Here is a 25,589-nt window from a genome sequence, read left to right as displayed (position 1 = left end):
CCTCTGGAGATATTGGCATTCTCGTTTCGCGAGAATAGCGTATACGCCGCTGATCAGCACGGTCCGATGCCTCGAAGAGCCGCCCGCCGCAGTGGAGGTAGCCGCAGATGCGAAAGATCCCCGTCGAGTTGGTGGAGCACTATGAAGCCGAGGGCTGGTGGACCCGGGAGACGATCGGTGACCTGCTGACACGCGGTCTGGCGGCGGCGCCGGACACCGAGTTCGGGGTGCACTCGGCCGTCCGGCCCTGGGCGGGCACCTTCCGGGAGGTCGAGGCGGTCGCGCGCCGGCTCGCGGCCGGGCTGCGGGAGCGGGGTGTGGGGCCCGGTGACGCGGTGGTCTTCCAGCTGCCCAACTGGATGGAGGCCGCCGCGGTGTTCTGGGCCTCGGCGTTCCTGGGGGCGACGGTCGTCCCGGTCGTCCATTTCTACGGACGCAAGGAGGTCGGCTACATCCTCGACGCCGTCCGGCCGCGCGTCTTCGTCACCGCCGAGCGCTTCGGCCACCTGGAGTTCCTGCCGGACCTGTGCGCGGACGTACCGGTGGTGGGCGTGGTGGGCGAGGCGGGCCGGCGCCGGGCCCACGCCGAGCGCTTCGACGACCTGCTCGGCGGCACCCCGCTCACCGGGACACTCCCGGCCGACCCGGCCGGCACCGCTCTGATCGCCTTCACCTCCGGCACGACCCGCGACCCGAAGGGCGTCGTGCACACTCACCAGACCCTCGGCCACGAGACCCGGCAGCTCGCCGCGAGCTACCCGCCCGACCGCGGCAGGCAGCTCACCGCCGCGCCCGTGGGCCACTTCATCGGCATGGTCAACGCGTTCCTGATCCCCGTCCTGGACGGCACCCCCGTCCACCTCACCGACGCCTGGGACCCGGCCGGGGCCCTGCGGCTGATGAGCGGCCACGGGCTCCACATCGGGGGCGGGGCGCCGTACTACGTCACCAGCCTCCTCGACCACCCCGACTTCGCCGAGGGCCATCTGCGGTACCTGCGCTACGCGGGGCTCGGCGGCTCGTCCGTGCCGGCGGCCGTCACCACGCGGCTGGCCGGTCTGGGGATCCGGGTCTTCCGGGCGTACGGCAGCACCGAGCACCCCTCGATCACCTCGTCCCGGTACGACGCCCCCGAACCCAAGCGGCTGTTCACCGACGGCACCGCGCTCCCGGGCGTCGAGATCCGGCTGGCCGAGGACGGCGAGATCCTCAGCCGGGGTCCGGACCTGTGCCTCGGCTACACCGACCCGGCCCTGACGGCGCGGGCGTTCGACGAGCAGGGCTGGTACCGCACCGGCGACCTCGGCGAGGTGGACGAGGACGGCTACCTCACGATCACCGGCCGCAAGGCCGACATGATCATCCGGGGTGGCGAGAACATCAGCGCACCGGAGGTCGAGGAGGTGCTTCTCACGATGCCGGGCGTCGCGGAGGCCGCGGTGGTCGCCGCCCCCGACGCCCGCCTCGGCGAACACGCGGCCGGGTTCCTGCGCATGCTGCCCGGCCACCCGATGCCCCGACTGGCCGAGATGCGCGCCCACTTCGAGCGGGCCGGCCTGGCCAGGCAGAAGTGGCCCGAGGAGCTGCACGAGGTGACGGACTTCCCACGGACCGCGAGCGGCAAGGTGCAGAAGTTCCGGCTCCGTCAGGACATTGCCGTACGCGGCTGAGGAGAATAGGATTCTCTCAAATCGCAAAGGAGGGTCTCATGTCTTCGCGTGCGCTGCCGTATCCGCTCTTCGACGCGGACAACCACCTGTACGAGACCGAGGAGGCGCTGACCAAGTTCCTCCCGAAGCAGTACGCGGGTGCGATCGAGTACGTGCAGGTCCGCGGCCGTACCAAGATCGCGATCCTCGGCCAGATCAGCGACTACATCCCCAACCCCACCTTCGAGGTGGTCGCCCGGCCCGGCGCCATGGAGGAGTACTTCCGCGTCGGCAACCCGGACGGCAAGTCCCGCCGGGAGATCTTCGGGGAGCCCATGCGCTCCGTCCCCGCCTTCCGTGAGCCGGGTCCACGGCTGGAGCTGCTCGACGAACTCGGCGTGCAGCGGACGCTGATGTTCCCGACGCTCGCGAGCCTCATCGAGGAGCGGATGCGGCACCACCCGGAGCTCATCCACGCCGTCATCCACTCGCTCAACGAGTGGCTTCACGAAACCTGGTCGTTCAACTACAAGGACCGGATCCTCACCACCCCCGTGATCACCCTGCCGATCGTCGAGAAGGCGATCGCGGAGCTCAACTGGGCCGTGGAGCGCGGCGCGCGGGCGATTCTCGTCCGGCCGGCCCCGGTACCCGGGTACGGCGGCTCGCGGTCCTTCGCGATGGAGGAGTTCGACCCGTTCTGGAAGCGGGTCGTGGAGACGGGTGTGCTGGTGGCGATGCACTCGTCCGACAGCGGGTACTCGCGGTACGCCAACGACTGGGAGGGCAACAGCGCCGAGATGCTGCCGTTCAAGTCGAACGCCTTCCGCCAGGTGAACGAATGGCGGCCGATCCAGGACGCGGTGGCCTCCTGGGTGTGCCACGGCGCCCTGTTCCGCTTCCCGGAACTGAAGATCGCGCTGATCGAGAACGGCTCTTCCTGGGTGGCCCCGCTGCTCGACCAGCTCGCCGACGTGTACAAGAAGATGCCGGAGCAGTTCCTCGGCGACCCGGTGCAGGCGGTCAAGGACAGCATTCACGTCAGCCCGTTCTACGAGGAGAACCTGAACGATCTCGTCGACCTCATCGGCGTGGACCGGGTGCTCTTCGGCTCGGACTACCCGCACCCCGAGGGCCTGGCGCAGCCGACCTCGTACGTCGACGCCGTCCAGGGACTGAGCCAGGCCGACCAGGCGAAGATCATGGGCGGCAACCTGTCCCGGCTGATCCCCGCGTGACATGACGGCTCGTACCACGTGGGAGACCATCCCCCGGATGGTGCTGAGCGCTGCCGACCGCTTCGGTGACGCCGAAGCGGTCGTCGACGGCCCCCTGCGGCTCACCTTCGCCCAGCTCGCCGAGCGGGTCCGGGTGGCGGCGGGCGCCTTCGCGTCGCTGGGGGTCGGCAAGGGCGACCGAGTGGCGATCTGGGCGCCCAACTCCGCCGAGTGGATCGTGGCCGCGTTCGGGCTGCTGACCGCCGGCGGGGTGCTCGTCCCGGTCAACACCCGGTTCAAGGCGGACGAGGCGCACGACATCGTCGTACGCAGCGGCGCCAAGGCCGTACTGGTGCAACAGGGTTTCCTCGGCCTGGAGTTCACCGGCCCGCCCGGCGTCGCGGTGATCGACCTCAAGTCCGGCTTCCTGGACAGCGGTTCGCCGTTCGAGCGGGAGGTGAGCGGCGACGACGTCGCCGACATCGTCTTCACTTCGGGCACGACCGGCCGGCCCAAGGGCGTCATGATGACGCACGCCCAGACGCTCCGCCTGTACGCCGAGTGGTGCGACCTGGCCGATCTGCGGGAGGGCGACCGCTACCTGATCGTCAACCCGTTCTTCCACATCTTCGGCTACAAGGCGGGCTGCATCGCCTCCCTGATCCGCGGGGCCACGATCCTGCCGGTGCCGGTCTTCGAGGTGGACCGGGTGCTCGACCTGGTCGAGCGCGAGCGGGTGACCATGCTTCCGGGGCCGCCGACCCTGTACCACTCCCTTCTGGAAGCCCGGCGGAAGGGCGGCCGGGACCTGTCCTCGCTGCGGTGCGCGGTCACCGGCGCGGCCGACATCCCGGTGGAGCTGATCCGCCGGATGCGCGACGAACTGCCCTTCCGGTCGATCATGACCGGCTACGGCCTCTCCGAGGCCGGCACGGTGACGGCCTCCCGTCCCGGCGACTCCTTCGAGGACATCGCCACCACCGTGGGCACCCCCTGCGACGGCGTGGAGATCCGGATCGCCGGCGACGGGGAGGTGCTGGTGCGCGGCTACAGCGTGATGCGCGGCTACCTCGACGACCCGCGGGCGACCGCCGAGGCCGTCGACGGGGACGGCTGGCTGCACACCGGCGACCTCGGCACCCTGGACGCGCGCGGGCACCTGCGGATCGTGGGCCGCAAGAAGGACATGTTCCTCGTCGGCGGCTTCAACGCCTACCCGGCCGAGATCGAGGGTTTCCTGCTCGGGCACCCCGCGGTGGCGCAGGTCGCGGTGATCGGCGTGCCGGACCCGCGGATGGGGCAGGTGGGCAAGGCGTTCGTGGTGCGGAACGGGCCGGTGACCGAGGCGGAGCTGATCGCCTGGAGCCGTGAGCGCATGGCCGGGTTCAAGGTTCCGCGGTCCGTGGAGTTCCGGGAGGAGTTGCCGATGAACGCCACGGGCAAAGTGATGAAGGACCAACTGCGATGACCGCGGACGGGAACCGGGCCCCGGTTCCTCCTGAAGAACGGAGATCTCACGTGACGACCCACCCCGTTGCCGCACCGACGGCGGAGATGTCACTGTCCCGGATCGAGCGGCTCGACGACGAGATCATCGCGCTCCTCGCCCGCCGTCGCGCGATGGCCCAGGAGCTCCCGGCGCCCGCCCGCGCCCGCGCCGCCGACCCGGCCTTCGCGGAGACCGTCCGGGGCATCACGGACCGCTACCGCCAGGAACTCGGCGGCGCCGGCGAACTCGTCGCCCGCGCGGTCATGGTGCTGTGCGATCCAAGCCGCGAGGACTGAAGAAAGGTTCCTGGGAACCGCGACCGGCGGGACAGAGCACAGGTCGCGGCGGCACGCACAGCGTTGGCAGGGGCGAAGACCGGATCACCGGCTCCCGCCGGGCCGGCCTGATCGCACTGCTGTGCGGGGTGGGCGGGACGCATGGACCTGCCGGGGGCCGGCCGTCCGTACCGGGGTGCGGGTCGTGGCACCTCGCACAGCACCCGCCGCGCTGCGCCGGCACGTGCCGCTTCGGCCAGGAGCTCCGTCCGGGGCGCTTCTCAGTACGACCTGGGCAGTCCCAGGACGTGCTGGGACACATAGTTCAGCACCATCTCCTGGCTGATCGGGGCGAGCCGCAGCAGCCGTGACTCGCGGAAGTACCGTTCGACGTGGTACTCGCGGGCGTACCCCATGCCGCCCAGTGTCTGCACGGCGCGGTCGGCGGCCTGGAAGCCGGCGTCGGCGCACAGGTACTTGGCCATGTTGGCCTCGCGGCCGCACTCCAGACCCCGGTCGTACCGCCAGGCGGCGTTGCGGGCCATCAGGCGGGCGGCGTCCAGGCGGGTGAGGGCTTCGGCGAGCGGGAAGGCGATGCCCTGGTTCTGGCCGATGGGGCGGCCGAAGACGACCCGGTCGCGGGCGTAGCGGGTGGCCGCGTCCAGGGCGGCCCGGCCCAGGCCCAGGGCCTCGTGGGCGAGCAGGATGCGCTCCGGGTTGAGGCCGTCCAGGAGGTAGCGGAAGCCCTCGCCCTCCTCGCCGATGCGGGCGCTCACCGGGACGCGCAGTCCGTCGATGAAGATCTCGTTGGAGGCGACGGCGTTGCGGCCCATCTTGGGGATCGGGCGGATGTCCATCGCCGTGCGGTCGACGTCGACCAGGAACACCGAGATGCCCTTGGTGGGCTTGTCGACCTGGTCGCGCGGGGTGGTGCGGGCGAGCAGGACCATCTTCTGGGAGTCGCCCGCCTTGGTGATCCAGATCTTGCGGCCGTCGATCACGTAGTGGCCGCCGTCGCGGCGGGCGAAGGTGGAGATGCTGGCGGTGTCGGTGCCGGCGTCGGGTTCGGTGACGCCGAAGCAGACGTGCAGGTCGCCGGCGGCGGCCTGCGGCAGCACCTCGCGGCGCAACTGCTCGCTGCCGTGCCGGGCCAGGACGTTCAGGCCGAAGATGGTCAGGTGCATGGTGCTGCAGCCGTTCATGCCGGCACCGGAGGCGGCCACCTCCTCCAGCAGGAGGGAGGCCTCCAGGACGCCGAGTCCGCCGCCGCCGTACTCCTCGGGGACCGCGATCCCCAGCCAGCCGGCCTTGGCGAAGGCGTCGTAGAAGCTCCAGGGGAACTCGGCCCGCTCGTCCTGCGCGGCCCAGTACTCGGGCCCGAAGGAGGTGGCCAGCTCGCGGACGCCCGCGCGGATGTCCTCCTGCTGCTCGGTCAGCTCGAAATCCACACGGCCCCCCTGGGACACGGCCTTGGACGGAACACAACCGGGACCCCACCTCTGGAGAATGAGGTTTCCCTATACGTAGAATATCGTTCGCAGCCGGGGAGCGGAAGAAAGGGCGTGCCTTGAACATCGCGATGCTGCTCGACATGGCCGTGGCGGGCGATCCGGACCGGGTGGCGATCGGGCCGCGCGGATCCGGGACGACCACGGCGCAGCTCCGTCGTACCGCCGCCGGGGTCGCGACCGTCGTCCACCGGTCCGGGGCGCGGGAGCTGGTGTTCGCCGGGGTCAACGGTCCGGCGTTTCCCGCGCTGTTGTTCGGCGCGGCGCTGGCCGGGGTACCGCTGGTTCCCGTCAACTACCGTCTGTCGGCCGAGGCGTTGGCCCGCCTGCTGGAGCACACCGACCGGCCACTGGTGGTCGCGGACGCGGCCGTGGCCGGTGTGTTCACCGCGGCCGGGCTGCGGGTGCGCACCCCCGAGGACCTGCTGGCCGAGGGGCTCGCCGCCGAGCCGGCCGAGGGTCTGGAGGGTGCCGCCGACGACCCGGCCGTACTGCTGTTCACCAGCGGGACGACGGCCGCGCCCAAGGCCGCCGTCCTGCGTCACCGGCACCTGACCGGTTACGTCCTGGGGACCGTGGAGTTCGCCGGCGCCGCTCCGGGCGACACCGTCCTGGCCGCGGTCCCGCCCTACCACGTCGCGGGCGTCGGCTCCGTGCTCAGCAACCTCTACGCCGGCCGCCGGATGGTGCACCTCGGCGCCTTCGAACCGGGCGCCTGGCTGGAGCTGGTCCGCTCCGAGGGCGTCACCTCCGCCATGGTCGTACCGACCATGCTGGCCCGCGTCGTGGAGCACCTGGAGGGCCGCCCGGCCGAGGTGCCGACGCTGCGCGCGCTGGCGTACGGCGGTGCGCGCATGCCCCACCCCGTGCTGGAGGCGGCCCTGCGGGCCTTCCCGGACACCGGGTTCACCAACGCGTACGGCCTCACCGAGACCAGCTCGACCATCGCGCTGCTGGGTCCCGACGACCACCGCGCCGCGCTGGCCTCCGACGATCCCGCCGTCCGTGACCGGCTGCGCTCGGCCGGGCGCATGGTGCCGGGCGTCGAGGCGCAGATCCGGGACGAGAGCGGGGCCGTGGCGGCGGCCGGGGCACCGGGGCAGCTGTGGGTGCGCGGTCCCCAGGTGTCCGGTGAGTACAAGGGGGCCGCCGCGCTGCTGGACGCGGACGGCTGGTTCCCCACCCGCGACCTGGCCCGCTTCGACGCCGACGGCTACCTGTTCGTCGAGGGCCGCGCCGACGACACCATCATCCGCGGTGGCGAGAACATCGCTCCCGCGGAGGTGGAGGACGTTCTCCTGCGGCATGCGGCCGTGCGTGAGGCGGCCGTGGTGGGCGTGCCGGACGAGGAGTGGGGCGAGCGGATCGCCGCGTTCGTCGTCGTCCACGACGGGGCGGCCGTCGACGCCGAGACGCTGCGCGACTGGGTGCGGGGGCATCTGCGCGGTTCCAGGACACCGGACGTGGTCGTGTTCCGCGCGGAACTGCCGTACACGCCCACCGGAAAGCTGCTGCGGCGCGAGCTGCTGACGACGATACGGAAAGGCTGACGCAGGTGACGACCTTCGCTGAGCTTCATGATCTGACGGGCAAGGTGGCCGTGGTCACCGGTGGTTCGCGCGGTATCGGGCGGGCCATCGTGCAGACGCTGGCGGAGGCCGGCGCCGATGTCGTCGTCGCCTCCCGCAAGGGCGAGGCGTGCCGGGCGGTGGCCGAACAGGTGCGGGCGTCGACCGGGCGGCGGGCCGTCGGGATCGCCTGCCACGTCGGCCGCTGGGGCGACTGCGAGCGGCTCGTCGCCGAGACGGTGGAGCGGCTGGGCGGGCTGGACGTGCTCGTCAACAACGCCGGGATGTCCCCCGTGTACGAGAGTCTCGACGCGGTCAGCGAGGAGCTCTACGACAAGACCCTCGCGGTGAATCTGAAGGGGCCGTTCCGGCTGGCGGTCCTCGCGGCGAAGCACATGGCCGACCACGGCGGCGGCTCGGTCATCAACATCGGTACGGCGGGGTCGCTGATGGCGAGCGTCCACGAACTGCCGTACGCCTGCGCCAAGGCGGGACTCAACGCCCTCACGGTCGGGCTCGCGGAGGCGTACGCGCCGAAGGTGCGGGTGAACGCCATCCTCCCCGGGCCGGTGCTCACCGACGCCCACCAGGCCTGGGCGGCCGCGGACTTCGACCCGTCCTTCGTGCCGCTGGGCCGGCTCGGGCAGCCGGACGACGTGGCACCGCTGGCGCTGCACTTCGCCAGTGCCGCGTCCAGCTTCACGACCGGCGCGATCGTCCGGGTCGACGGGGGCATCACGCGGAAGGTGTGAGTGCCGCACGGCATACGGGAGGGCGGTGGCTCCGGCCGGAGCCACCGCCCTCCCCTTCCCCTCCCCCGGTCCGCTCAGGGCCGGGCGGTCTCCTCGTGCCGGTAGACCTGACCGCCCTTCATCACGAACCGCACGTCCTCGGTCACTCCGATGTCCGTCAGCGGGTCGCCGGGGACGGCGATGACGTCGGCCAGGAGGCCGGGTTCGAGGCGGCCCCGGTCCTCGGTGTCGATCAGCGCGGCGGCGGTGGTCGTCGCCGCCCGGAGCGCCGAGAGCGGGGTCATGCCCCGGTCGACGAGGGCGAGGAGCTCACGGGCGTTGCGGCCGTGCGGGATGGCCGGGGCGTCCGTGCCGCAGGCCACGCGGACACCGCGCTCGATCGCGCGTCTGGTCGTCGCCTTGGCGCGCGGGAACACGTCGGCGGCCTTGGCCTGCAGTTCGGGCGCGGCCTTGGAGACGTCCATGCCGTCGGCGATGTAGGTGGTGGCGACCAGGAAGGTGCCCCGCTCCACCATCATGTCGAGGGTCTCGTCGCCGGCCAGGAAGCCGTGCTCGATGCAGTCGATGCCCGCGTCCAGCGCGGCCCGGACGGCCCGGTCGCCCATGCAGTGCGCGGCGACCTTGAGGCCGGCCCGGTGGGCCTCGTCGGCGATGGCGTGCAACTCCTCGTCGGAGTACTGCTGGGCGCCGGCCGGGCCGGTGTGCGACATGACACCGTTGGAGGCGCACACCTTGATGACCCGGGCGCCGTGCTTGATCTGGTACCGGACCGCCTTGCGCACCTCGGCCACCCCGTTGGCGATCCCCTCCTCGACCGTCAGCGGCATGATGTGCGGCGCGAGCGCCTGGAACATGGTCGGGTCGAGGTGCCCGCCGGTCGGCGTGATGGCGTGGCCGGCCGGGACGACCCGCGGCCCCTCGACCCAGCCGAGGTCGATCGCCTTCTTCAGCGCCACGTCCAGCAGCAGGCCGCCGGTCTGCACGAACAGACCGAGGTTGCGTACGGTCGTGAAGCCGGCCCGCAGCGTACGGCGGGCGTTGGCGACGGCCCGCAGGGTGCGCACGGCGGGGTCGTCCTGCACCGGGTTGAGGGGACTGCGGTGGTCGGGCCCGCCCAGCAGCAGGTTGACCTCCATGTCCATCAGGCCGGGCAGGAGGGTGACGTCGCCGAGGTCGAGCTCGACGGTGTCGGGCGCAACGGTGGCCGGGGCGACGGCCGTGATGTGCTCGCCCTCGATCAGCAGGTCTCCCGGCTCGACCAGTTCGCCCTTGTCGATGTCCAGCATGCGGGCGGCCCGCAGCCGCACCGGCGGCTGCGGGGTGCGCGGACGCGGCATCAGGCACCTCCCGGGACGCGGCTCACTCGCATGACGCTCACACCGCCGGTTCCACGACGGAGTCGATGCTCGCCGCGCCCGTGTCCGGCACCTTGGGCTGGCGCCAGGCCTCCACCGAGAACGCGACGGTCACCAGCGCGCAGAACAGCCACAGCAGGTGCTTGTCCTCCTCGGAGATGTCCGCCATGGTGACCCGCCGCAGGTAGTCCGTGCCGGAGGCGAGAAGCGGGAACGCGGAGTTGTAGAAGGCGTCGAGCTCGTCCATGGTGCTGGCGATGCGCTTGGCGTACCGGGCCTTCTCGGTGGGGACCGCCCAGTCGGCGAAGGGTTCCAGCGCGGCGAACTCGGCGGGGAAAACGGTGGCCATGGTTCGGTCTCCTCGGGTCAGCTCGCGGCGGGGGCGCCGGAGGTGCGCTGCTGGTACTCACGGACGTACTGCCGGGCGGAACCGTGCAGATGGCGCAGGAGAACCTCCTGGTCGTTGAGCGGGAACTCCTCTACCATGCGTGACTCCAGCATGGTCTGCGTGGCCTCCAGGGTGTTGCCGTCCTGCAGGCCGTACTCCTTGAAGGAGACGACGGCCAGCTCCTGCTGGAGCCTCTGGAAGGCGTTCTCGGGCGGCACGAAGTAACAAGTCGCCTCGAAGATGTGGGTGTTGTACGCGGTCGGCCAGTAGTGGTACGTCAGGACCCAGTTCGGCCGCCAGATCAGCAGCATGAAGTTGGGGAAGAACACGAAGGAGTCCATGCCCCAGCGCGGGTCCCGGGTGGGGTTGACGGCGGGCGGCAGTTCCTCGGTGGTGAGACCGATGTCGGGTGCCTCCCACGGCCCGAACAGGCCGCTGCGCAGGGCGCCTTCGATGGGCTTGACCATCTTGCGGTCGTGCGGCGGGGCGATGCCGCCCCAGGAGGAGACCATGCTGTGCGGTCCGTCGACGTCGTAGTGCAGCGCCTCGTAGCCGTACTTCTGGATCTTGCGGGCCTCGTCGGAGACGTACTGGCCGGCGTGCAGGATCGGCGCGTGGTAGAACTCGGCGAACGCGTCGATGAACAGCTTCCAGTTGGCGCCGATCTCGGCGCGGTACGTGTGTGCCTGGGTCATCTTGTGGAACGGGTAGCCCTCGATGCCCTTGGCGAACTCGCCCAGGTACTCCCGTAGCGGAGTCCTGTTCTCGGGGTCGAGGTTGACGAAGACGAACCCCTCCCAGATGTCGGTCTGCACGTCCTTGAGGCCGTACCGGGACTTGTCCAGGTCGAAGAACTCCTGCTCCTGCTGGACGAAGGCCAGCTTGCCCTCAAGGTCGTAACGCCAGGCGTGGTACTTGCAGGTGAACTGGCGGCAGACCCCGCTGGTCTCCTCGCGCGGAAAGTCGTTCCACACGAGCTTGTTGCCGCGATGCCGGCAGATGTTGTGGAAGGCCCGCACCTCGTCGTCCATGCCGCGCACCACGACGACCGAGGTGCCCGCCGCGTCCAGCTCCTTGGTGAAGTAGCTGCCGCGCTTGGGGAGTTTCTCGACTCGGCCGACGTTCAGCCAGGTGCGCTTGAAGATGGCGTCCCGCTCCAGCTCGTAGTGGGCCGGCGTGATCGAGTCCTCGTACGACACCGGCTCCGTGCCGATCTTCAGGTGTGCGGTCCAGCTGCCCGCCTCGGGCTTCTTGAAGTGCGCCATGGGGTCTGGTCCTCCAGTCGCTTGGTCGGAGGAGACCTACGATAATCTCAGTCTCTCCTAATGAGAATGCTATTCTCGCCCGAGATCGGCCGTCAAGTCAGCCGCCTGCCAGGAAGGGCGCGGGAGGCCGCGGCGGGGTCGGCGGCCAATCGCCCGCAATCGGCCGCCGACCCCGCGGGGCTCGTCCGCGGGTGCGTCAGGATCCGTCCACGAAGGGGAAGATCCGGGTGAAGTCGGCCCCGGGTTCGGCCTGGGCGAACCGCTCCCACACGCTCCCGGTCGCCTCGCCGATCGCGGCCGCACCGCCCTGCTCCCCCACCGCGCGCAGGTACAGCTGTACATCCTTGTCCATCAGGGAGTTGGTGAAGCCGGCGGCATAGTGGCCGGTGAGGACCTGGGCCGGGAACTTGTCCCGGCTCGCCGCGCTCTGGCCGCTGGACTCGTTCACGACGTCGAGCATGGTGGCCATGTCGAGTCCGGCCGCGACCCCGAAGGCGACGGCCTCGCTGGTGGCGGCGAGCGCGGTCGCGGCCAGGAAGTTGTTGGCGAGCTTGAGGGCCTGGGCCGGGCCGGGCCGGTCGCCGACCCGGCGGCGCCGGTCACTGAGCCCGGCCAGCACGCCCTCGGCGCGCGAACAGGCCTCGTCCTCCCCGGCGTACATGATGGTGAGAGTGCGGGCGCGGGCTCCGGCGACGCCGCCGGAGACGGGGGCGTCGACGTAGCCGATGCCACCCCCGGCCAGCAGCGCGGCGACGGCCCGGGCGGCGGCCGGACCGACGGTGGAGGTGTCGACGACGCACCGGACGCGCCGTTCGGGCGCCGCCAGGATCTCCCGGGCCACCTGCTCGCAGGCCCGGCCGTCGGGAAGGCTGAACACCAGCACGCCGGTACGGCCGGCCACTTCGGCGACCGCGGGAACGTGTACAGCCCCGTGGGGCGAGCGCCGCGGACCGAGCGCGTCGTGCGTCACGACCGCATGCCCGGCCGCCACGAGGTTCCCGGCGAGAACGCTGCCCATGTTGCCGAGCCCGACGAACCCGACACTCTCGCCGCTCACCGCCCCGGCGCCGAGAACCTTCCGGCGGTTGCCGCGCGCGGCGTGCAGCTCGTCTGTCTCTTCCATGAATCTCCCCGGGGCAGAATGCGAGAACGTCACTCTCCTAAACATTATTCAGCATTCCACCAAGTAGAGAATTGTGCTACCGTCCCCGATCGTCAGGGTGCCGGTGAGAGGGGGCCGAACAGGCCGTGAAAGACTTCGAGGCGATCGATTTCTTCCGGGACGAGAAGGTCGTCGCGGACCCCTACCCCTATTTCGACGCCCTGCGCGGACAGTGCCCGGTCCGTCGCGAGAACCACCACGACGTGATGATGGTGACCGGGTACGACGAGGCGTTGCAGGTCTACAACGACACCGACGCCTTCTCAGCCTGCATCTCGGTCACCGGCCCGTTTCCCGGGTTCCCGGTCCCGCTGGAGGGCGACGACGTCAGCGAGCTGATCGAGCGCCACCGGCACGAGCTGCCGATGAGCGACCAGCTGCCCACCATGGACCCGCCGGTGCACACCGACCACCGCGCCCTGCTGATGCGGCTGATCACGCCGAAGCGCCTCAAGGAGAACGAGGCGTCCATGTGGCACCTCGCCGACGGGCTGCTGGAGACGTTCCTCGCGCCCGGCGAGGGGGAGTTCATCAGCGGGTTCGCCGGACCGTTCACGCTGCTCGTCATAGCCGACCTGCTCGGAGTGCCCGGGGACGACCAGCAGGAGTTCATGGACCGGCTCCAGCGCCGCCCGCAGGACGGCGGCGGCATCGGCAGCACGGGCGAGGACACCCTGCACCACTCGCCGCTGGAGTTCCTCTACGGCCGCTTCACGACGTACGTCGAGGAGCGGCGGCGGGAGCCGCGCGCGGACGTGCTGACGGGCCTGGCGACGGCGACCTTCCCCGACGGTTCGACGCCAGGGGTCATCGACGTGGTCCGGGTCGCGGCCAACCTGTTCGCCGCCGGCCAGGAGACCACCGTCCGGCTGCTCAGCTCCGCGCTCAAGATCCTCGCCGAACGCCCCGAGCTCCAGCGGCTGTTGCGCACCGAGCGCGACCGCATCCCGAACTTCGTGGAGGAGACGCTGCGGGCCGAGAGCCCGGTGAAGGGCGACTTCCGGCTGTCGAAGGTGCCGACCACGGTGGGCGGCGTCGACATCCCGGCCGGGACCACTCTCATGGTGCTCAACAGCGCTGCGAACCGCGACCCGCGCCAGTTCGAGGACCCGGAGAGCTTCGACGTCGGCCGTCCGAACGTCCGCCGTCACCTCGCGTTCGGCCGCGGCGCCCACACCTGCCCCGGCGCGCCGCTCGCCCGCGCCGAGGCCCGGGTGACCCTCGAACGGCTGCTGGACCTCACGTCCGACATCAGGATCGCCGAGCGGGTGCACGGCCCGGCGAACGCCCGCCGCTACCAGTACGTACCCACCTTCATCCTCCGCGGCCTCACCCACCTCGACCTGGAGTGGAGCACGGCCCGATGAAGGTCACCGTCGACGACGACCGCTGCCGCGGACACGGGGTGTGCTGCTCGGTCTGCCCCGAGGTCTTCGACCTGAGCGACGACGGCTACGCCGTGGTGGACACACCCGAGGTGCCCGCCGAGCACGAAGAGGCGGTCCGCTCGGCCGCCGCCCTGTGCCCCGAGCACGCCATCACCGTGACCTGACGCCGAGGAGCGCCATGCCGAAGGGCTACGTCATCTTCACCGAGGCCGTCGACGACCCCACCGGCATGGCCGCCTACGGCAGGGCAGCCGGGCTCTCCATCGCCGAGAGCGGCGCCGCCGTGCTGGCCGCGGATCCCCGCCCGCAGGTTCTGGAGGGCACCTGGCACGGCGACCAGACCGTCGTGCTCGAATTCGAGTCCGTGGAGGCGGCCCGGGCATGGTACGAGTCGGCCGCCTACGCGAAGGCGAAGCCGCTCCGGCAGGCGGCGGCCCGTACCAACGCCGTGATCGTGGCGGGGTTCGCACCGCGGCCGGCCACCGCCGAGTGAACACCACCGAGAGCTGAGGCGATGGCGGCGGCCGGCCGCTGCCTTCCGCCCGGCCCACGTCCCCTCGGCCGTCTTCCGCCGGGCCCGTGGTCCGCCCGGTCCTGGCTTCGCCGAACCCTGCTCGTCGACCGCTGAGTTGAGCTCCGCCCGGCCCGCCTTCCGCCCGGCCCCGGCTGCGTCGATCCCCCCGTCACCGTCGGGCGAACCGGGCTCCGCCCGCCCCCGGCTCGACCCGGGCTTCGTCCACCTCCCCTCGCTGACAGGGCAGTTGGGCTCGGCCCAGGCCCGGGCCATGTCCCGGCTCCGCTACCGCGCCGCCAGGCCCGCCCGTACCCCACCGTCGACCAGGATGTCGGTGCCGGTGAGGAAGGACGCCTCGTCCGACAGCAGGAAGGCGACGACGGCGGCCAGTTCCTCGGGGCGGCCCTCGCGGCCGAGGGCGGACTGCCGTACCAGTGCCCGCATCGACGGGTGGTGTTCGGCCTCCTGCCTCCCCTGCGGGGTGGCGACGACGCCGGGCGAGACCGAGCAGACGCGACCCCCGGCCGCTCCGACGCGCACGGCCTCCCGCTGCACGAAGCGCTGGACTCCGCGCTTGGCCCACGTGTAGGCCATGCCGGGATCCTCGATGTCCGGACCCACGGCTTCCCGGATGCGGTCGAGGAAGTGCTCGTCGAGCGGATCCGCCAGGGCCGCCTCGGTCGCCGGTCGCGGCTCGGTGTCGCCGAACAGGGCCGCCATCGAGGCGAAGCACACCATCGCCGTGCCCTGGGTGAAGAGCGGTCGCAGGGCGTCGGCCAGCAGGGCCGTGCCGACGAGGTCGACCGTGAGGATGCGGCGCCAGTCGGCCATGGTCGGCGAGATGCCCGCGGCGTGGGCGACGGCGCGCAGGGTGCCGAGTTCGCGGACACGGGCGGCGAGACCGGCCAGGCCGTCGCGGTCGGTGATGTCGAGGGTGTGCGGTTCCACGACGGTCGCGTGCGGGGAGGTCGAGAGCTCCTCCACGGCCGTGGAAACGGTCTTCTTGTCCAGGTCGACCAGCAGCAGCCGGTCCACCGTGCCGACCATGCGCCGCGCGCACTCCAGTCCCATGCCGCGCCCGGCTCCGGTCACGATTCCCACGCTCGTCATCGGGCCTGCCTCCTTCTCGACGGTCACGACGGCCTCCTGCCGGTCGCCCAGTACTGCTCCAGGACGGGCTGCAGCGCCCGGGTCACCAGTTCGATGCGCGGGCCGCCGCCGCCGCGGAGGAACGCCCAGTACGGGGTACCGTCCGGGCGGCGGCCGACGGCCTCGAACGCGTAGCCGCGCCGGGCCAGTTCGGCCGAGTCTGCGGCCACGTCGTCGGACCAGTAGCCGAGGTGGTGGATGCCGGAGTCGGCGGCCGGCTGCCACAGGGTGCCCGGGATGCTCCGGACCAGCTCCACCCGGGGCTCGGACACGGAGTACGTCGACCTGAGGTCGAGGACCGCGTCGCCGCCGGGCAGGCTCACCCGGGCCGGTGCGCCCAGCTCCTCGCACCACCGGTGGCCGAACACGCCCGTCAACTCGGCCGCAGCGGCGGCGATGTCGTCGACGACGAGGCCGACATGGAACTGGTCGGTCGCCTTCATTCTCACGCTCCCTCGGGTGTGATCGTGCGCAGGCAGAAGCGGGTGATGTGCTCGACGTCGGCGCCCGTCGGGGGCAGCCGCCGCCACAGGTGGTCGGCGAGCCGGCCGACCGTCGCGTGGGCGGCCAGGGCGGCGTCCAGGCCGGGGGCGGCGCTGCCGAGTTCGGTGTACGGCGCGCGGAGGAGGTCCGCGAGCAGGCCCGCGATCGAGGGCGGCCCGGCGAGGAACCCCTCCCCCACGCTCTGGGCGTTCCACATGACCGCGAGCGTCGTCGCGGCAGTGTCGGCGTCCATCGCCTGCGACAGGACGCCCTCGGCCCAGCGGCGCACCTTGCCCCGCGCCGTGGGCTCCTTGGCCATCTGGTGGGCGATGTAGCCGCACAGCCGCTCGGCGCCGTCCTCCATGATCGCGGCGACCAGGGCGTCCTTGGACCGGAAGTGCCGGTAGAAGGTTTCGTTGGACAGGCCGGCCTCCGTCACGATGTCGGCGACGCGCGGGCGTGCCGTCGTGCCGAGGCGGCGCATGACCGCGCGTGCCGCGTCGAGGAGGGCGCGTACCTCGTCGGCGTACTGGTCGGCGCGGCGGGCCAGGGCGCGCTGGGCTATCCGGTCGGCGATGCCGTCCGGAGGCCGGTCCGGCACGTCGTCAGAAGCCGCGTTCCGCAGCGAGGGAATTGTGTTCTCATCCACGAGAACGTTATTCTGGCATCCGCCGGAAGGAGACACAATGCCGTGGGACTTCGAGACAGACCCGGACTACCAGGCACAGCTGGACTGGGCGGACCGGTTCGTCCGCGAGGAGGTCGAACCCCTCGACCTCCTCTGGGACGGCCTGCAGTTCACCCCGCCAGACGACAACCTCCGCCGTGTCCTCGACCCCCTCAAGAAGGAGGTGCGGGCGCACGGGCTGTGGGCCACCCACCTCGGCCCCGACCTGGGTGGTGAGGGACACGGTCAGGTCAAGCTGTGCCTGCTCAACGAGATCCTGGGGCGCTCCTCCTGGGCCCCGATCGTGTTCGGCTGCCAGGCCCCGGACACGGGCAACGCGGAGATCCTCGCCCACTACGGCACAGCGGCGCAGAAGGAGCGCTATCTGCGCCCGCTGCTCGACGGCGAGATCTTCTCCTGCTACTCCATGACCGAGCCCCAGGCCGGGTCCGACCCCAAGGAGTTCACCACCCGGGCGGTGCGGGACGGGGACGAGTGGGTCATCAACGGCTGGAAGTACTTCTCGTCCAACGCCAGGACGGCCGCGTTCTTCATCGTGATGGCCGTGACCGACCCGGACGGGGACCCGTACAAGAGCATGTCGATGCTCCTGGTCCCGGCCGAGACGCCCGGGATCGTCATCGAGCGGAACGTCGCGCTCGCCGGTGAGCCCGAAGAACGGGGTTCTCACGCGCTGGTGCACTACCAGGACGTACGGGTGCCGGCGGACGCGCTGCTGGGCGGCGAGGGGCAGGCGTTCGTCATCGCCCAGACCCGCCTCGGCGGCGGGCGGATCCATCACGCGATGCGGACGATCGGGCTCGCGGGCAAGGCGTTCGACATGATGTGCGAGCGGGCGCTGAGCCGGCACACGCAGGGTACGGTCCTGGCCGACAAGCAGTTCGTGCAGGGCCACATAGCCGACTCGTGGGCCCAGATCCAGCAGTTCCGGCTGGCCGTGCTGCACACCGCCTGGAAGATCGACAAGTACAACGACTACCGCAAGGTGCGCAAGGACATCGCGATGATCAAGGTCGTGCTGCCGAGCGTGCTGCACGACGTCGCCCACCGCGCGATCCAGGTGCACGGTGCCCTCGGCGTGAGCGGCGACATGCCGCTGTTCCGGATGCTCCTGGGCGCCAGCGTCCTGGGCATCGCCGACGGTCCGACCGAGGCGCACAAGGTCACCGTCGCCCGGCAGGTGCTGCGTGACCACAAGGCCAGCGAGGACCTGTGGCCGAGTGGCTACCTGCCCACCCGGCTGGCCGCGGCGCGGGCCAAGTACGCGGAGTTCCTGGAGCCGGAGACGGAGGCCCGATGATCGACGTCGAGCGGCTGGCGGACTGGCTGGACGAGTCCGCACTGCCCGGCAAGGGCGAACCGGTCGAGCAGCGGTACGTCTCGGGCGGCGCGCAGAACGAGATCTACGAGATCCGGCGCGGAGAACTGCACTGCGCCCTGCGCATCCCGCCGCCGACCGCGCCGGCCGCCCGCGACGCGGGCATCCTGCGGGAGTGGCGGATCACCGAGGCGCTGAACGGCACGGACGTCCCGCACACCGAGGCGATCGCCGTGTGCACGGACACCGCCGTCCTCGGCCGCACCTTCTACCTGATGGAGTTCGTCGACGGCTGGTCGCCCATGTCCACCACCGGCGGACGCGGCTGGCCGGAGCCGTTCGACACGGACCTGACCGCGCGGGCCCAACTGGCGTACCAACTGGCCGAGGGGGCCGCCCTGCTGGGCAGGGTGGACTGGCGGGCGCAGGGGCTGGACGACCTGGGCCGCCCCGAGGGCTTCCACGAACGCCAGGTGGACCGCTGGACCCGCTACCTTGAGCGGGTGAAGGGCCGTGAGCTGCCCGGCTTCGACGAGGCCTCGGCCTGGCTGCGCGGCCACCGGCCGCTCGACTACGTCCCGGGCCTGATGCACGGCGACTACCAGTTCGCCAACGTCATGTTCCGGCACGGCGGCCCGGCACGGCTGGCCGCCGTCGTCGACTGGGAGATGGGCACCGTCGGCGACCCCAAGCTCGACCTGGCCTGGATGCTGCGCGGCTGGCCCGAGGACACCGGCGCCCCCGAGGCGGCCACCGCGTCCTATGTCGACCTGTTCGGCATGCCCTCGCGGCAACAGCTGATCCAGCACTACGCCGAGGTGTCCGGCCGCCAGGTCGACGACATGGACTACTACGACGTCCTCGCCCAGTGGAAGCTCGCCATCGTGCTGGAACAGGGTTTCCAACGGGCCGGCGACAACGAGAAGTTGCAGGCGTTCGGCCCGATGGTGCTGCAGCTGATGAAGTCCGCCGCCGACCTGGCGGAGTCGACGGCCTACGGGAAGTGACCCCCCGAGCGCCGCGGCCGCATCCGGCGGCCGCGGCCCTCTCACGTTCCCGGCCGTGTTCTCACAGCCCCAGCGACTTGGCGATGATCACCTTCATGACCTCGCTGGTGCCGGCGTAGATCCGGGTGATTCGGGCGTCGGCGTACAGCCGGGCGATCGGGTACTCCGTCATGTAGCCGTAGCCGCCGAAGAGCTGGAGGCAGCGGTCGACGGCGCGGGCCTGCATCTCGGTGCAGAAGAGCTTCACCTTCGCCGCGTCGGCGCCGGAGAGTTCCCCGTCGACGAGGTCGAGGACGGCACGGTCGAGCATGGTCTGGGCGGCCTCGATCTCGGCGGCGACGGCGGCGAGTTCGAACTTGGTGTTCTGGAAGGACGCCACGGTCCTGCCGAAGACCTCGCGCTCCTTGACGTACTCGACGGTGGTCTCCAGCGCGGCCCGCGCCTGCGCGACCGAGCCGACCGCCACCGTCATCCGCTCCTGCGGGAGGTTGTGACCCAGGTAGCCGAAGGCGGCGCCCTCCTCCCCCAGCCGGTTGGCCACCGGGACGCGTACGTCGTCGAAGGCCAGCTCGACGGTGTCCTGGACCTTGATGCCCATCTTGTCGAGGACCCGCCCCCTGGTGAACCCGGGCATCCCGTCCTCCACGACCAGCAGCGTCAGTCCCGCGCGCCGGTCGGCGGGGTCGCTCGTCGTGCGGGCGACCACGATCACCAGGTCGGCGAGCAGACCTCCGGTGATGAAGGTCTTGGCGCCGTTGAGGACATAGGTGTCGCCGTCGCGTACGGCCGTGGTGCGGATGCCCGCCAGGTCGGAACCGGTGCCGGGTTCGGTCATGGCGACGGCGGTCAGCAGTGTGCCGGCGGCGAGGCCGGGGAACCAGCGCCGTCGCTGCGCGGGGTCGGCGTAGGCGAGGAAGTAGGGCAGGATGACGTCGAGTTGGGTGCGTACGGTGCCCAGGGTGACCAGGGCCCGGGCCACCTCCTCCTGGAGGACGACGTTGTAGCGGTAGTCGGCGAGGCCGGCGCCGCCGTAGTCCTCGGGGATCGCCATGCCCAGCACGCCCAGCGAGCCGAGCCGTTCGAAGATCTCGCGGGGCAGGCGCCCGGCCCGCTCCCAGGAGGCGTAGTTCGGGACCACCTCCTTGGCCACGAACTCCCTGACCAGTTTGCGGAATTCCTCGTGATCGGATGTGTAGATCTCTCGGCGCACCGAAACCCCTTGGTCAGGAAGCGAGTTCGACGAGGGTGGCGTTGGCCGTGCCGCCGCCCTCGCACATGGTCTGCAGGCCGTACCGGATCCCGTGGTCGCGCATGTGGTGCACCATCCGGGTCATCAGGACGGCACCGGACGCGCCCAGCGGATGCCCGAGCGCGATGGCGCCGCCGAGCGGGTTGAGCAGGGCCGGGTCGGCGCCGGTCTCGGCGAGCCAGGCCAGCGGGATGGGTGCGAAGGCCTCGTTCACCTCGAAGACGTCCACTTCGGCGAGGCCGACGCCCGCCTTGGCGAGCACCTTCTCCGTGGCCGGGATCGGGCCGGTCAGCATGAGGACCGGATCGGCGCCGACCACCGCGGCCGCGCGGTAGCGCACGAGCGGGGTCAGCCCCAGCTCCCGTGCCCGCTGCGGTGTGGTGACCAGCAGGGCCGCGGCGCCGTCGGAGATCTGGGAGGCGTTGCCGGCGTGGATCACCCCGTCGTCGAGGAAGGCGGGTTTCAGCCCCGCGAGCTTCTCCACGCTGGTGCCGCGCCGTATCCCCTCGTCGGCGCTCGCCCCCGCCACCGGCACGGTCTGTGCCTCGAAGGCACCGCTGTCCTGGGCGGCGGCGGCGCGCTCGTGCGAGAGCGCCGCGTACTCGTCCACCTGTGTCCGCGTGAAGCCCCACTTCTGTGCGATCTTCTCGGCGGAGATGCCCTGGTCGAAGGAGAAGTCGTGGTAGCGGGCGAGGACCTGGGGGCCGTACGGCATCCCGGTGGCGCGTGCCGAGCCGAGCGGCACCCGGCTCATGACCTCGACGCCGCCGGCCACGACGACGTCCTGCTGGCCGGACATCACGGCCTGGGCGGCGAAGTCCAGGGCCTGCTGGCTCGATCCGCAGGCCCGGTTCACGGTGGTCCCGGGGACGGTCTCGGGCCAGCCCGCGGCGAGGACCGCGTACCGGCCGATGTTGCTGGACTGGTCGCCGACCTGGGAGACGCAGCCCCACACCACGTCGTCGACGAGCGCCGGGTCGAGGCCGGTGCGCTCGGCGAGGGCGGTCAGGACCACGGCGGAGAGGTCGGCCGCGTGCACGCCGGACAGGCCGCCGTCGCGTCTGCCCACCGGTGTGCGGACGGCCTCGACGATCACGGCTTCACGCATGAGGGATCCTCCGTAGGGGGCTGTCGGAACCAGCGGCCGGTGAAGCGCGGCTCCCGTTTCCCGGCGAACGCGGCGTAGGCCTCCGTGACGTCCGGCGAGGCGAAGTTGACCGCCTGCGCGCGGGCCTCGGCGGCGAGTGCCTCGCGCAGGGTGCGGCCGGCGCCCTCGTTGAGCAGTGCCCTGGTCTGCGCGAGGGCGACCGGCGGTCCGGCCGCCAGCCGGCCGGCCAGGTCGGTGACGAACCTGTCGATCTCCTCGGCGGACACCACCCAGGTCACGAGGTTCAGCGAGCGGGCCTCCTCGGCGTCGATCATGTCGGCCAGCAGGGCGAGTCTTTTGGCCTGCTGGAGGCCGGCGAGCCTGGGCAGCAGCCAGGTGCCGCCGCAGTCCGGGGAGAGCCCGCGGCGCGCGAAGATCTGCGAGAACCGGCTTTCCGGTGTGGCCACCACCAGGTCGCAGCCGAGCGCGAGGTTCCAGCCCGCGCCGACGGCCACGCCGTCCACCTTGGCCACGGTCGGGACGGGCAGCTCGTGCAGCAGGACCGCGACTTCGTTGAGGTCGCGGACCTTGTCGAGCGGGTGCCGGAGGTCCGTGGCGCCGCTGGTGAGGTCGGCGCCGGAGCAGAACGCCCCGCCGGCGCCGGTGAGCACCAGGGCCCGTACCGTCCGGTCGTGCGTGGCCTCGGTGAGGGCCCGGCGCAGCGCAGCCCACAGTTCGCGGTCGACGGCGTTCCTGCGGTGCGGGCGGTTGAGGGTCAGGGTCCGTACGCCGCCGCTGTCCCCGGACAGAAGTACGGGGTCGCCGGTCACGTGGCGTCCCGCTCGGCTTCGGTGACGCCCAGTTCGGCGAGCACCTTCGAGGTGTGCTCGCCGAGGGCCGGTACGGCGCCCATCGGGGGCTCGTAGCCGGCGATCACCGGCGGTGGCAGGAGGGCCGGTACCGGTCCGGCGGGGGTGTCGGTGGTGCGCCAGCGGTCGCGGGCCGCGAGGTGCGGGTGGGCGAGGACGTCGGCCGGGGTGTTGTAGCGGGAGTTGCCGATGCCGGTCTCGTCGGCGCGCCGCTGGACGTGTGCCAGGTCGTGCCGGGCGCACCAGGCGCCGATCTCCGCGTCGAGGAGGCCGCGGTGCCGGACCCGGTCGGGGTTGGTCCGGAAGCGTTCGTCGGCGGCCAGGTCCGGGCGTTTGAGCAGCTCCCGTGCCAGGCGCTGCCATTCGCGGTCGTTGATGGTGCCGAGAACGACCGTGTGGCCGTCGGCGGTGTCATAGGCGCCGTACGGGGCGACGGCGGGCGAGCTCATGCCGATGGGCTGCTGCTCCTCGCCCGAGTGCCGGGTGTAGGTCAGCGGGTAGCCCATGAGTTCGGTCATGGTGTCGAACAGGCTCACCGCGACGGCACCGCCGCGCTCGCCCCGGCGCTCACCGGCGTAGAGGAGCGCCACGACGGACAGCGCGGTGTAGAGGCCGGTGCTCGCGTCCGCGATGGGCGGGCCCGGTTTGGCCGGGGCGCCGGGGTGGCCGGTGATGGCGCAGACCCCGGACTCGGCCTGGACGAGAAGGTCGTAGGCCCGTTTGTGGGAGAGCGGGCCGCCGGGACCGTAACCGTCGATCTCGACCGCGATCAGGTGGGGGTGGCTGATCGCCAGGTCGTCGGGGGCGATGCCGAGTCTGGCCGTGGTGCCCGGGGTGAGGTTGGAGACCAGGACGTCGGCGCGGTCCAGCAGCCGGCGCAGGATCGCCATCCCCGCCTCGGACTTGAGGTCGACGGCGACGGACTCCTTGCCGCGGTTGGTCCACACGAAGTGGGCGGCCAGGCCGTTCACCACGTCGTCGATGTGCCGGGCGGAGTCGCCGCCGTCCGGGTTCTCCACCTTGATCACCCGGGCCCCGAGGTCGCACAGGACCCGGGTGCACAGGGGCGCCGAGACGGCTTGTTCCAGGGCCACCACCGTCACCCCGGAAAGAGGTCCCCGCGGTTCGGACTCCGCCATCAGATCACCAGGCCGCCGTCGACCGGCAGGACCTGGCCGGTGACGAACGAGGCCGCGTCCGAGGCGAGGAAGACGAAGGCCCCGGAGACCTCCTCGGGCTCGGCCCAGCGGCCGAGCGGGATGCGGGCGAGCATGGTGGCGGCGAACTTGTCGTCGGTGCGGATGGTCTCGGTCATGGGGGTGGCGGCCAGCGGTGCCAGGGCGTTGACCTTGATCTGCCGACGGGCCAGCTCCCGAGCCAGTGACTTGGTCATGCCGATGATCGCGGCCTTGGCGGCCGAGTAGTTCACCTGGCCGAGGGTGCCGGTCAGGCCGGCCGAGGACGTGACGTTGACGATGCGTCCGGTGCCGTCGGTGGGCAGGAACGGCAGCGCGGCCTGGGAGCAGGTGAAGGTGCCGAGGACATGGATGTCGAGGAGTCGGCGGAAGGCCTCCTCGTCGAGGTCGGGGAACATCGCCGGCGCGGTCACGCCGGCGTTGTTCACCAGGATGTGCAGGGTCCCGCCGGCGAGGGCGGCGGCCCGGTCCACGGCGGCCTCGGCGGCCGTCCGGTCCCGTACGTCGAGTCCGGTGCTGTCGGCGGTGCCGCCCGCCGCCGTGATCTTCCCGGCGACGGCCGCCGCGGCGGCCGCGTCGACGTCGGTGACGAGGACGGCGGCGCCGGCCCGGGCGAGCGCGTGGGCGACGGCGGCACCGATGCCGCCCGCGGCTCCCGTGACCAGCGCCGAGCGTCCCGTCAGGTCGAACAGCTCGTTGTCGTACGCCACTACTTGCTCGCCGCCGCGACGGCCGCGCGGGCCCGCTGGCGGAAGGCCTCCAGCTTGTCGACCGGTTCCTTGAGCTGGCGGCTGCGGGGCCGGATGCTGACGTCGTGCCCGTCGGCGGCCCGGCGCAGGGCGCCGACCGTGGCCTGCTCGCGCGGGATGTGCGCGAACGGGTCGAAGGAGTACCAGCGCATGGCGTTCTCATGGGTGATCTTCACGGTGTCCGCGTCCGGGACCCCGCACTCGGTGAGGACGCCGTGCAGCTGCTCGGGCGCGTCGGGCCACAGGGAGTCGCTGTGCGGGTAGTCGCCCTCCCAGCAGATGTTGTCGATGCCGATGTCGTGGCGCAGCTTCACGCCGAGCTTGTCGGTGATGAAGCAGGTCAGGAAGTGCTCGCGGAAGACCTCGGAGGGCAGCTTGCCGCCGAAGTCCTGCAGGGTCCAGGCGGCGTGCATCTCGAAGGTGCGGTCGACTCGCTCCAGGAAGTAGGGAATCCAGCCGGTGCCGCCCTCCGAGAGGGCGATCTTCAGGTCGGGGAAGTCCTTGAGGGTGCGCGACCACAGCAGGTCGGCCGCTGCCTGGACGAGGTTGATCGGCTGGAGGGTGATCATCACGTCCGGCGGGGAGTCGACAGCCGGGATGGCCAGGCGGCCGGAGGAGCCGATGTGCACCGACAGGACGGTGCCGGTGTCGCAGGCGGCCTGCCACACCGGGTTCCAGTACGGGTCGTGGAAGCTCGGGTAGCCGAGCGCGGCCGGGTTCTCGGGGAAGGTCATCGAGTGGCAGCCCTTGGCCGCGACGCGGCGCAGTTCGGCGGCGCACAGCTCGGCGTCCCAGATCGCGGGCAGGGCCATCGGGATGAAGCGCCCGGGGTAGGAGCCGCACCACTCGTCGATGTGCCAGTCGTTGTAGGCCCGCACCAGCGCGAGCGAGAAGTCGGAGTCCTCGGTGGCGAACATGCGGGCCGAGAAGCCCGGGAAGGACGGGAAGTTCATCTGGGCGAGCACGCCGCCCGCGTTCATGTCCTTGACGCGTTCGTGGACGTCATAGCAGCCGGGCCGGATCTCGTCCATGCCCTGCGGGTCGAGGCCGTACTCCTCCTTGGGACGGCCCGCGACCGCGTTGAGAGCGGCGTTTCCGACGGTGCTGTCGCGGAACTGCCACACGTCGCTGCCGTCCTCGCGGTGGATCAGCTTGGGCGCGTCGTCCAGGTACCGCTTCGGCAGGTGGTTCACGAAGATGTCGGGCGGCTCGATGACATGGTCGTCGACGCTGATGAGGATCAGGTCGTCCTTGTTCATGCGGA

The 25,589-nt window shown here is 71.5% G+C and carries 25 protein-coding genes; 11 read left to right on the top strand and 14 right to left on the bottom strand.

Annotation, left to right across the window (positions count from 1 at the left end; genetic code table 11):
• Positions 1-107: 107 nt before the first annotated feature.
• Genes OHB00_RS47240 through OHB00_RS47225 form a run of 4 tightly spaced genes read left to right on the top strand, consistent with a single transcriptional unit; the run spans position 108 to position 4,651 of the window.
• A complete protein-coding gene (locus OHB00_RS47240) occupies positions 108-1,670 on the top strand; it encodes an AMP-binding protein (protein ID WP_406444701.1) in 1,563 nt (520 codons plus the stop codon).
• 38 nt (positions 1,671-1,708) lie between these two features.
• Positions 1,709-2,887 carry an amidohydrolase family protein gene (locus OHB00_RS47235; RefSeq protein WP_406444700.1) on the top strand — a complete coding sequence of 393 codons (1,179 nt, stop codon included), beginning with the start codon at positions 1,709-1,711 and terminating at the stop codon, positions 2,885-2,887.
• Between the two features lies 1 nt (position 2,888).
• Positions 2,889-4,334 carry a FadD3 family acyl-CoA ligase gene (locus OHB00_RS47230; protein ID WP_406444698.1) on the top strand — a complete coding sequence of 482 codons (1,446 nt, stop codon included), beginning with the start codon at positions 2,889-2,891 and terminating at the stop codon, positions 4,332-4,334.
• 50 nt (positions 4,335-4,384) lie between these two features.
• The gene (locus OHB00_RS47225) at positions 4,385-4,651 is read left to right on the top strand and encodes a hypothetical protein (RefSeq protein ID WP_406444696.1); all 267 of its coding nucleotides are present in this window, start codon (positions 4,385-4,387) and stop codon (positions 4,649-4,651) included.
• A 260-nt stretch (positions 4,652-4,911) separates the two neighbouring features.
• Here the strand turns inward: OHB00_RS47225 and OHB00_RS47220 are convergent, their stop codons facing one another.
• Positions 4,912-6,078, bottom strand: coding sequence for an acyl-CoA dehydrogenase family protein (locus OHB00_RS47220; protein ID WP_406444695.1), 1,167 nt, complete (start codon positions 6,076-6,078; stop codon positions 4,912-4,914).
• A 119-nt stretch (positions 6,079-6,197) separates the two neighbouring features.
• Between OHB00_RS47220 and OHB00_RS47215 the strand changes: the two genes are divergently transcribed.
• Together OHB00_RS47215 and OHB00_RS47210 are read left to right on the top strand one after the other, a co-directional pair.
• A complete protein-coding gene (locus OHB00_RS47215; protein WP_406444693.1) occupies positions 6,198-7,688 on the top strand; it encodes a class I adenylate-forming enzyme family protein in 1,491 nt (496 codons plus the stop codon).
• A gap of 5 nt (positions 7,689-7,693) precedes the next feature.
• Entirely contained in the window at positions 7,694-8,458 is a 765-nt protein-coding gene (locus tag OHB00_RS47210) for an SDR family NAD(P)-dependent oxidoreductase (RefSeq protein ID WP_406444691.1), read from the top strand.
• A gap of 74 nt (positions 8,459-8,532) precedes the next feature.
• Here the strand turns inward: OHB00_RS47210 and OHB00_RS47205 are convergent, their stop codons facing one another.
• The 4 genes from OHB00_RS47205 to OHB00_RS47190 all read right to left on the bottom strand — a co-directional run bounded on the left by OHB00_RS47205 (position 8,533) and on the right by OHB00_RS47190 (position 12,589).
• Entirely contained in the window at positions 8,533-9,795 is a 1,263-nt protein-coding gene (locus tag OHB00_RS47205; protein ID WP_406444689.1) for an amidohydrolase family protein, read from the bottom strand.
• A gap of 37 nt (positions 9,796-9,832) precedes the next feature.
• Entirely contained in the window at positions 9,833-10,162 is a 330-nt protein-coding gene (locus OHB00_RS47200; RefSeq protein ID WP_406444687.1) for a hypothetical protein, read from the bottom strand.
• A 17-nt stretch (positions 10,163-10,179) separates the two neighbouring features.
• Positions 10,180-11,466 (bottom strand): aromatic ring-hydroxylating dioxygenase subunit alpha, encoded by a 1,287-nt coding sequence (locus tag OHB00_RS47195; protein WP_406444685.1) that lies wholly within the window; start codon positions 11,464-11,466, stop codon positions 10,180-10,182.
• A gap of 196 nt (positions 11,467-11,662) precedes the next feature.
• Positions 11,663-12,589, bottom strand: coding sequence for an NAD(P)-dependent oxidoreductase (locus tag OHB00_RS47190; protein ID WP_406444684.1), 927 nt, complete (start codon positions 12,587-12,589; stop codon positions 11,663-11,665).
• 125 nt (positions 12,590-12,714) lie between these two features.
• On the opposite strand from OHB00_RS47190, the gene OHB00_RS47185 reads away from it, so the two are divergent.
• Genes OHB00_RS47185 through OHB00_RS47175 form a run of 3 tightly spaced genes read left to right on the top strand, consistent with a single transcriptional unit; the run spans position 12,715 to position 14,509 of the window.
• Entirely contained in the window at positions 12,715-13,995 is a 1,281-nt protein-coding gene (locus tag OHB00_RS47185) for a cytochrome P450 (protein ID WP_406444682.1), read from the top strand.
• Positions 13,992-14,180: a ferredoxin gene (locus tag OHB00_RS47180; RefSeq protein WP_406444680.1), complete on the top strand. Its 189-nt coding sequence runs from the start codon at positions 13,992-13,994 to the stop codon at positions 14,178-14,180. Before OHB00_RS47185 ends, OHB00_RS47180 begins: the two co-directional genes overlap by 4 nt.
• A gap of 14 nt (positions 14,181-14,194) precedes the next feature.
• Positions 14,195-14,509, top strand: a complete 315-nt coding sequence (locus OHB00_RS47175; RefSeq protein WP_406444678.1) for a DUF1330 domain-containing protein — start codon at positions 14,195-14,197, stop codon at positions 14,507-14,509.
• Between the two features lie 306 nt (positions 14,510-14,815).
• On the opposite strand, the gene OHB00_RS47170 is transcribed toward OHB00_RS47175, so the two are convergent.
• The 3 genes from OHB00_RS47170 to OHB00_RS47160 are packed head-to-tail and all read right to left on the bottom strand — an operon-like array spanning position 14,816 to position 16,811.
• Positions 14,816-15,667, bottom strand: a complete 852-nt coding sequence (locus OHB00_RS47170; protein WP_406444676.1) for an SDR family oxidoreductase — start codon at positions 15,665-15,667, stop codon at positions 14,816-14,818.
• Positions 15,664-16,122, bottom strand: a complete 459-nt coding sequence (locus tag OHB00_RS47165) for a VOC family protein (protein WP_406444674.1) — start codon at positions 16,120-16,122, stop codon at positions 15,664-15,666. Before OHB00_RS47165 ends, OHB00_RS47170 begins: the two co-directional genes overlap by 4 nt.
• Positions 16,123-16,124: 2 nt before the next feature.
• The gene (locus OHB00_RS47160) at positions 16,125-16,811 is read right to left on the bottom strand and encodes a TetR/AcrR family transcriptional regulator (protein ID WP_406444672.1); all 687 of its coding nucleotides are present in this window, start codon (positions 16,809-16,811) and stop codon (positions 16,125-16,127) included.
• Between the two features lie 37 nt (positions 16,812-16,848).
• Between OHB00_RS47160 and OHB00_RS47155 the strand changes: the two genes are divergently transcribed.
• Both OHB00_RS47155 and OHB00_RS47150 read left to right on the top strand, forming a co-directional pair.
• Positions 16,849-18,150 (top strand): acyl-CoA dehydrogenase family protein, encoded by a 1,302-nt coding sequence (locus tag OHB00_RS47155; protein ID WP_406444670.1) that lies wholly within the window; start codon positions 16,849-16,851, stop codon positions 18,148-18,150.
• Positions 18,147-19,175, top strand: coding sequence for a phosphotransferase family protein (locus OHB00_RS47150; protein ID WP_406444668.1), 1,029 nt, complete (start codon positions 18,147-18,149; stop codon positions 19,173-19,175). Before OHB00_RS47155 ends, OHB00_RS47150 begins: the two co-directional genes overlap by 4 nt.
• A 61-nt stretch (positions 19,176-19,236) precedes the next feature.
• On the opposite strand, the gene OHB00_RS47145 is transcribed toward OHB00_RS47150, so the two are convergent.
• The 6 genes from OHB00_RS47145 to OHB00_RS47120 are packed head-to-tail and all read right to left on the bottom strand — an operon-like array spanning position 19,237 to position 25,584.
• Positions 19,237-20,385, bottom strand: coding sequence for an acyl-CoA dehydrogenase family protein (locus tag OHB00_RS47145; RefSeq protein ID WP_406444666.1), 1,149 nt, complete (start codon positions 20,383-20,385; stop codon positions 19,237-19,239).
• Positions 20,386-20,398: 13 nt separating this feature from the next.
• A complete protein-coding gene (locus tag OHB00_RS47140; protein WP_406444665.1) occupies positions 20,399-21,532 on the bottom strand; it encodes a thiolase family protein in 1,134 nt (377 codons plus the stop codon).
• Positions 21,517-22,341: an enoyl-CoA hydratase/isomerase family protein gene (locus OHB00_RS47135; protein WP_406444664.1), complete on the bottom strand. Its 825-nt coding sequence runs from the start codon at positions 22,339-22,341 to the stop codon at positions 21,517-21,519. The genes OHB00_RS47140 and OHB00_RS47135 overlap by 16 nt, the downstream gene beginning before the upstream one ends.
• Entirely contained in the window at positions 22,338-23,519 is a 1,182-nt protein-coding gene (locus OHB00_RS47130) for a CaiB/BaiF CoA transferase family protein (RefSeq protein WP_406444662.1), read from the bottom strand. Before OHB00_RS47130 ends, OHB00_RS47135 begins: the two co-directional genes overlap by 4 nt.
• Complete coding sequence (locus OHB00_RS47125) at positions 23,519-24,286, bottom strand: SDR family NAD(P)-dependent oxidoreductase (protein ID WP_406444660.1); 768 nt, start codon at positions 24,284-24,286, stop codon at positions 23,519-23,521. Before OHB00_RS47125 ends, OHB00_RS47130 begins: the two co-directional genes overlap by 1 nt.
• Positions 24,286-25,584 carry an amidohydrolase family protein gene (locus OHB00_RS47120; protein ID WP_406444659.1) on the bottom strand — a complete coding sequence of 433 codons (1,299 nt, stop codon included), beginning with the start codon at positions 25,582-25,584 and terminating at the stop codon, positions 24,286-24,288. Before OHB00_RS47120 ends, OHB00_RS47125 begins: the two co-directional genes overlap by 1 nt.
• Positions 25,585-25,589 lie beyond the last annotated feature (5 nt).

It is taken from the genome of Streptomyces sp. NBC_00631, assembly GCF_045206895.1.
Classification (GTDB): Bacteria; Actinomycetota; Actinomycetes; order Streptomycetales; family Streptomycetaceae; genus Streptomyces.
Note: the sequence above shows the minus strand (reverse complement) of the source record. Positions and strands in the feature narration are given on the sequence as shown.

Bases quoted from the DNA above. Each gene is read 5' to 3' on its own strand.
- OHB00_RS47240 (WP_406444701.1), top strand. From the start codon at position 108: ATGCGAAAGATCCCCGTCGAGTTGGTGGAGCACTATGAAGCCGAGGGC.
- OHB00_RS47235 (WP_406444700.1), top strand. From the start codon at position 1,709: ATGTCTTCGCGTGCGCTGCCGTATCCGCTCTTCGACGCGGACAACCAC.
- OHB00_RS47230 (WP_406444698.1), top strand. From the start codon at position 2,889: ATGACGGCTCGTACCACGTGGGAGACCATCCCCCGGATGGTGCTGAGC.
- OHB00_RS47205 (WP_406444689.1), bottom strand. From the start codon at position 9,795: ATGCCGCGTCCGCGCACCCCGCAGCCGCCGGTGCGGCTGCGGGCCGCC.
- OHB00_RS47200 (WP_406444687.1), bottom strand. From the start codon at position 10,162: ATGGCCACCGTTTTCCCCGCCGAGTTCGCCGCGCTGGAACCCTTCGCC.
- OHB00_RS47195 (WP_406444685.1), bottom strand. From the start codon at position 11,466: ATGGCGCACTTCAAGAAGCCCGAGGCGGGCAGCTGGACCGCACACCTG.
- OHB00_RS47190 (WP_406444684.1), bottom strand. From the start codon at position 12,589: ATGGAAGAGACAGACGAGCTGCACGCCGCGCGCGGCAACCGCCGGAAG.
- OHB00_RS47180 (WP_406444680.1), top strand. From the start codon at position 13,992: ATGAAGGTCACCGTCGACGACGACCGCTGCCGCGGACACGGGGTGTGC.
- OHB00_RS47175 (WP_406444678.1), top strand. From the start codon at position 14,195: ATGCCGAAGGGCTACGTCATCTTCACCGAGGCCGTCGACGACCCCACC.
- OHB00_RS47165 (WP_406444674.1), bottom strand. From the start codon at position 16,122: ATGAAGGCGACCGACCAGTTCCATGTCGGCCTCGTCGTCGACGACATC.
- OHB00_RS47155 (WP_406444670.1), top strand. From the start codon at position 16,849: ATGCCGTGGGACTTCGAGACAGACCCGGACTACCAGGCACAGCTGGAC.
- OHB00_RS47150 (WP_406444668.1), top strand. From the start codon at position 18,147: ATGATCGACGTCGAGCGGCTGGCGGACTGGCTGGACGAGTCCGCACTG.
- OHB00_RS47140 (WP_406444665.1), bottom strand. From the start codon at position 21,532: ATGCGTGAAGCCGTGATCGTCGAGGCCGTCCGCACACCGGTGGGCAGA.
- OHB00_RS47130 (WP_406444662.1), bottom strand. From the start codon at position 23,519: ATGGCGGAGTCCGAACCGCGGGGACCTCTTTCCGGGGTGACGGTGGTG.
- OHB00_RS47120 (WP_406444659.1), bottom strand. From the start codon at position 25,584: ATGAACAAGGACGACCTGATCCTCATCAGCGTCGACGACCATGTCATC.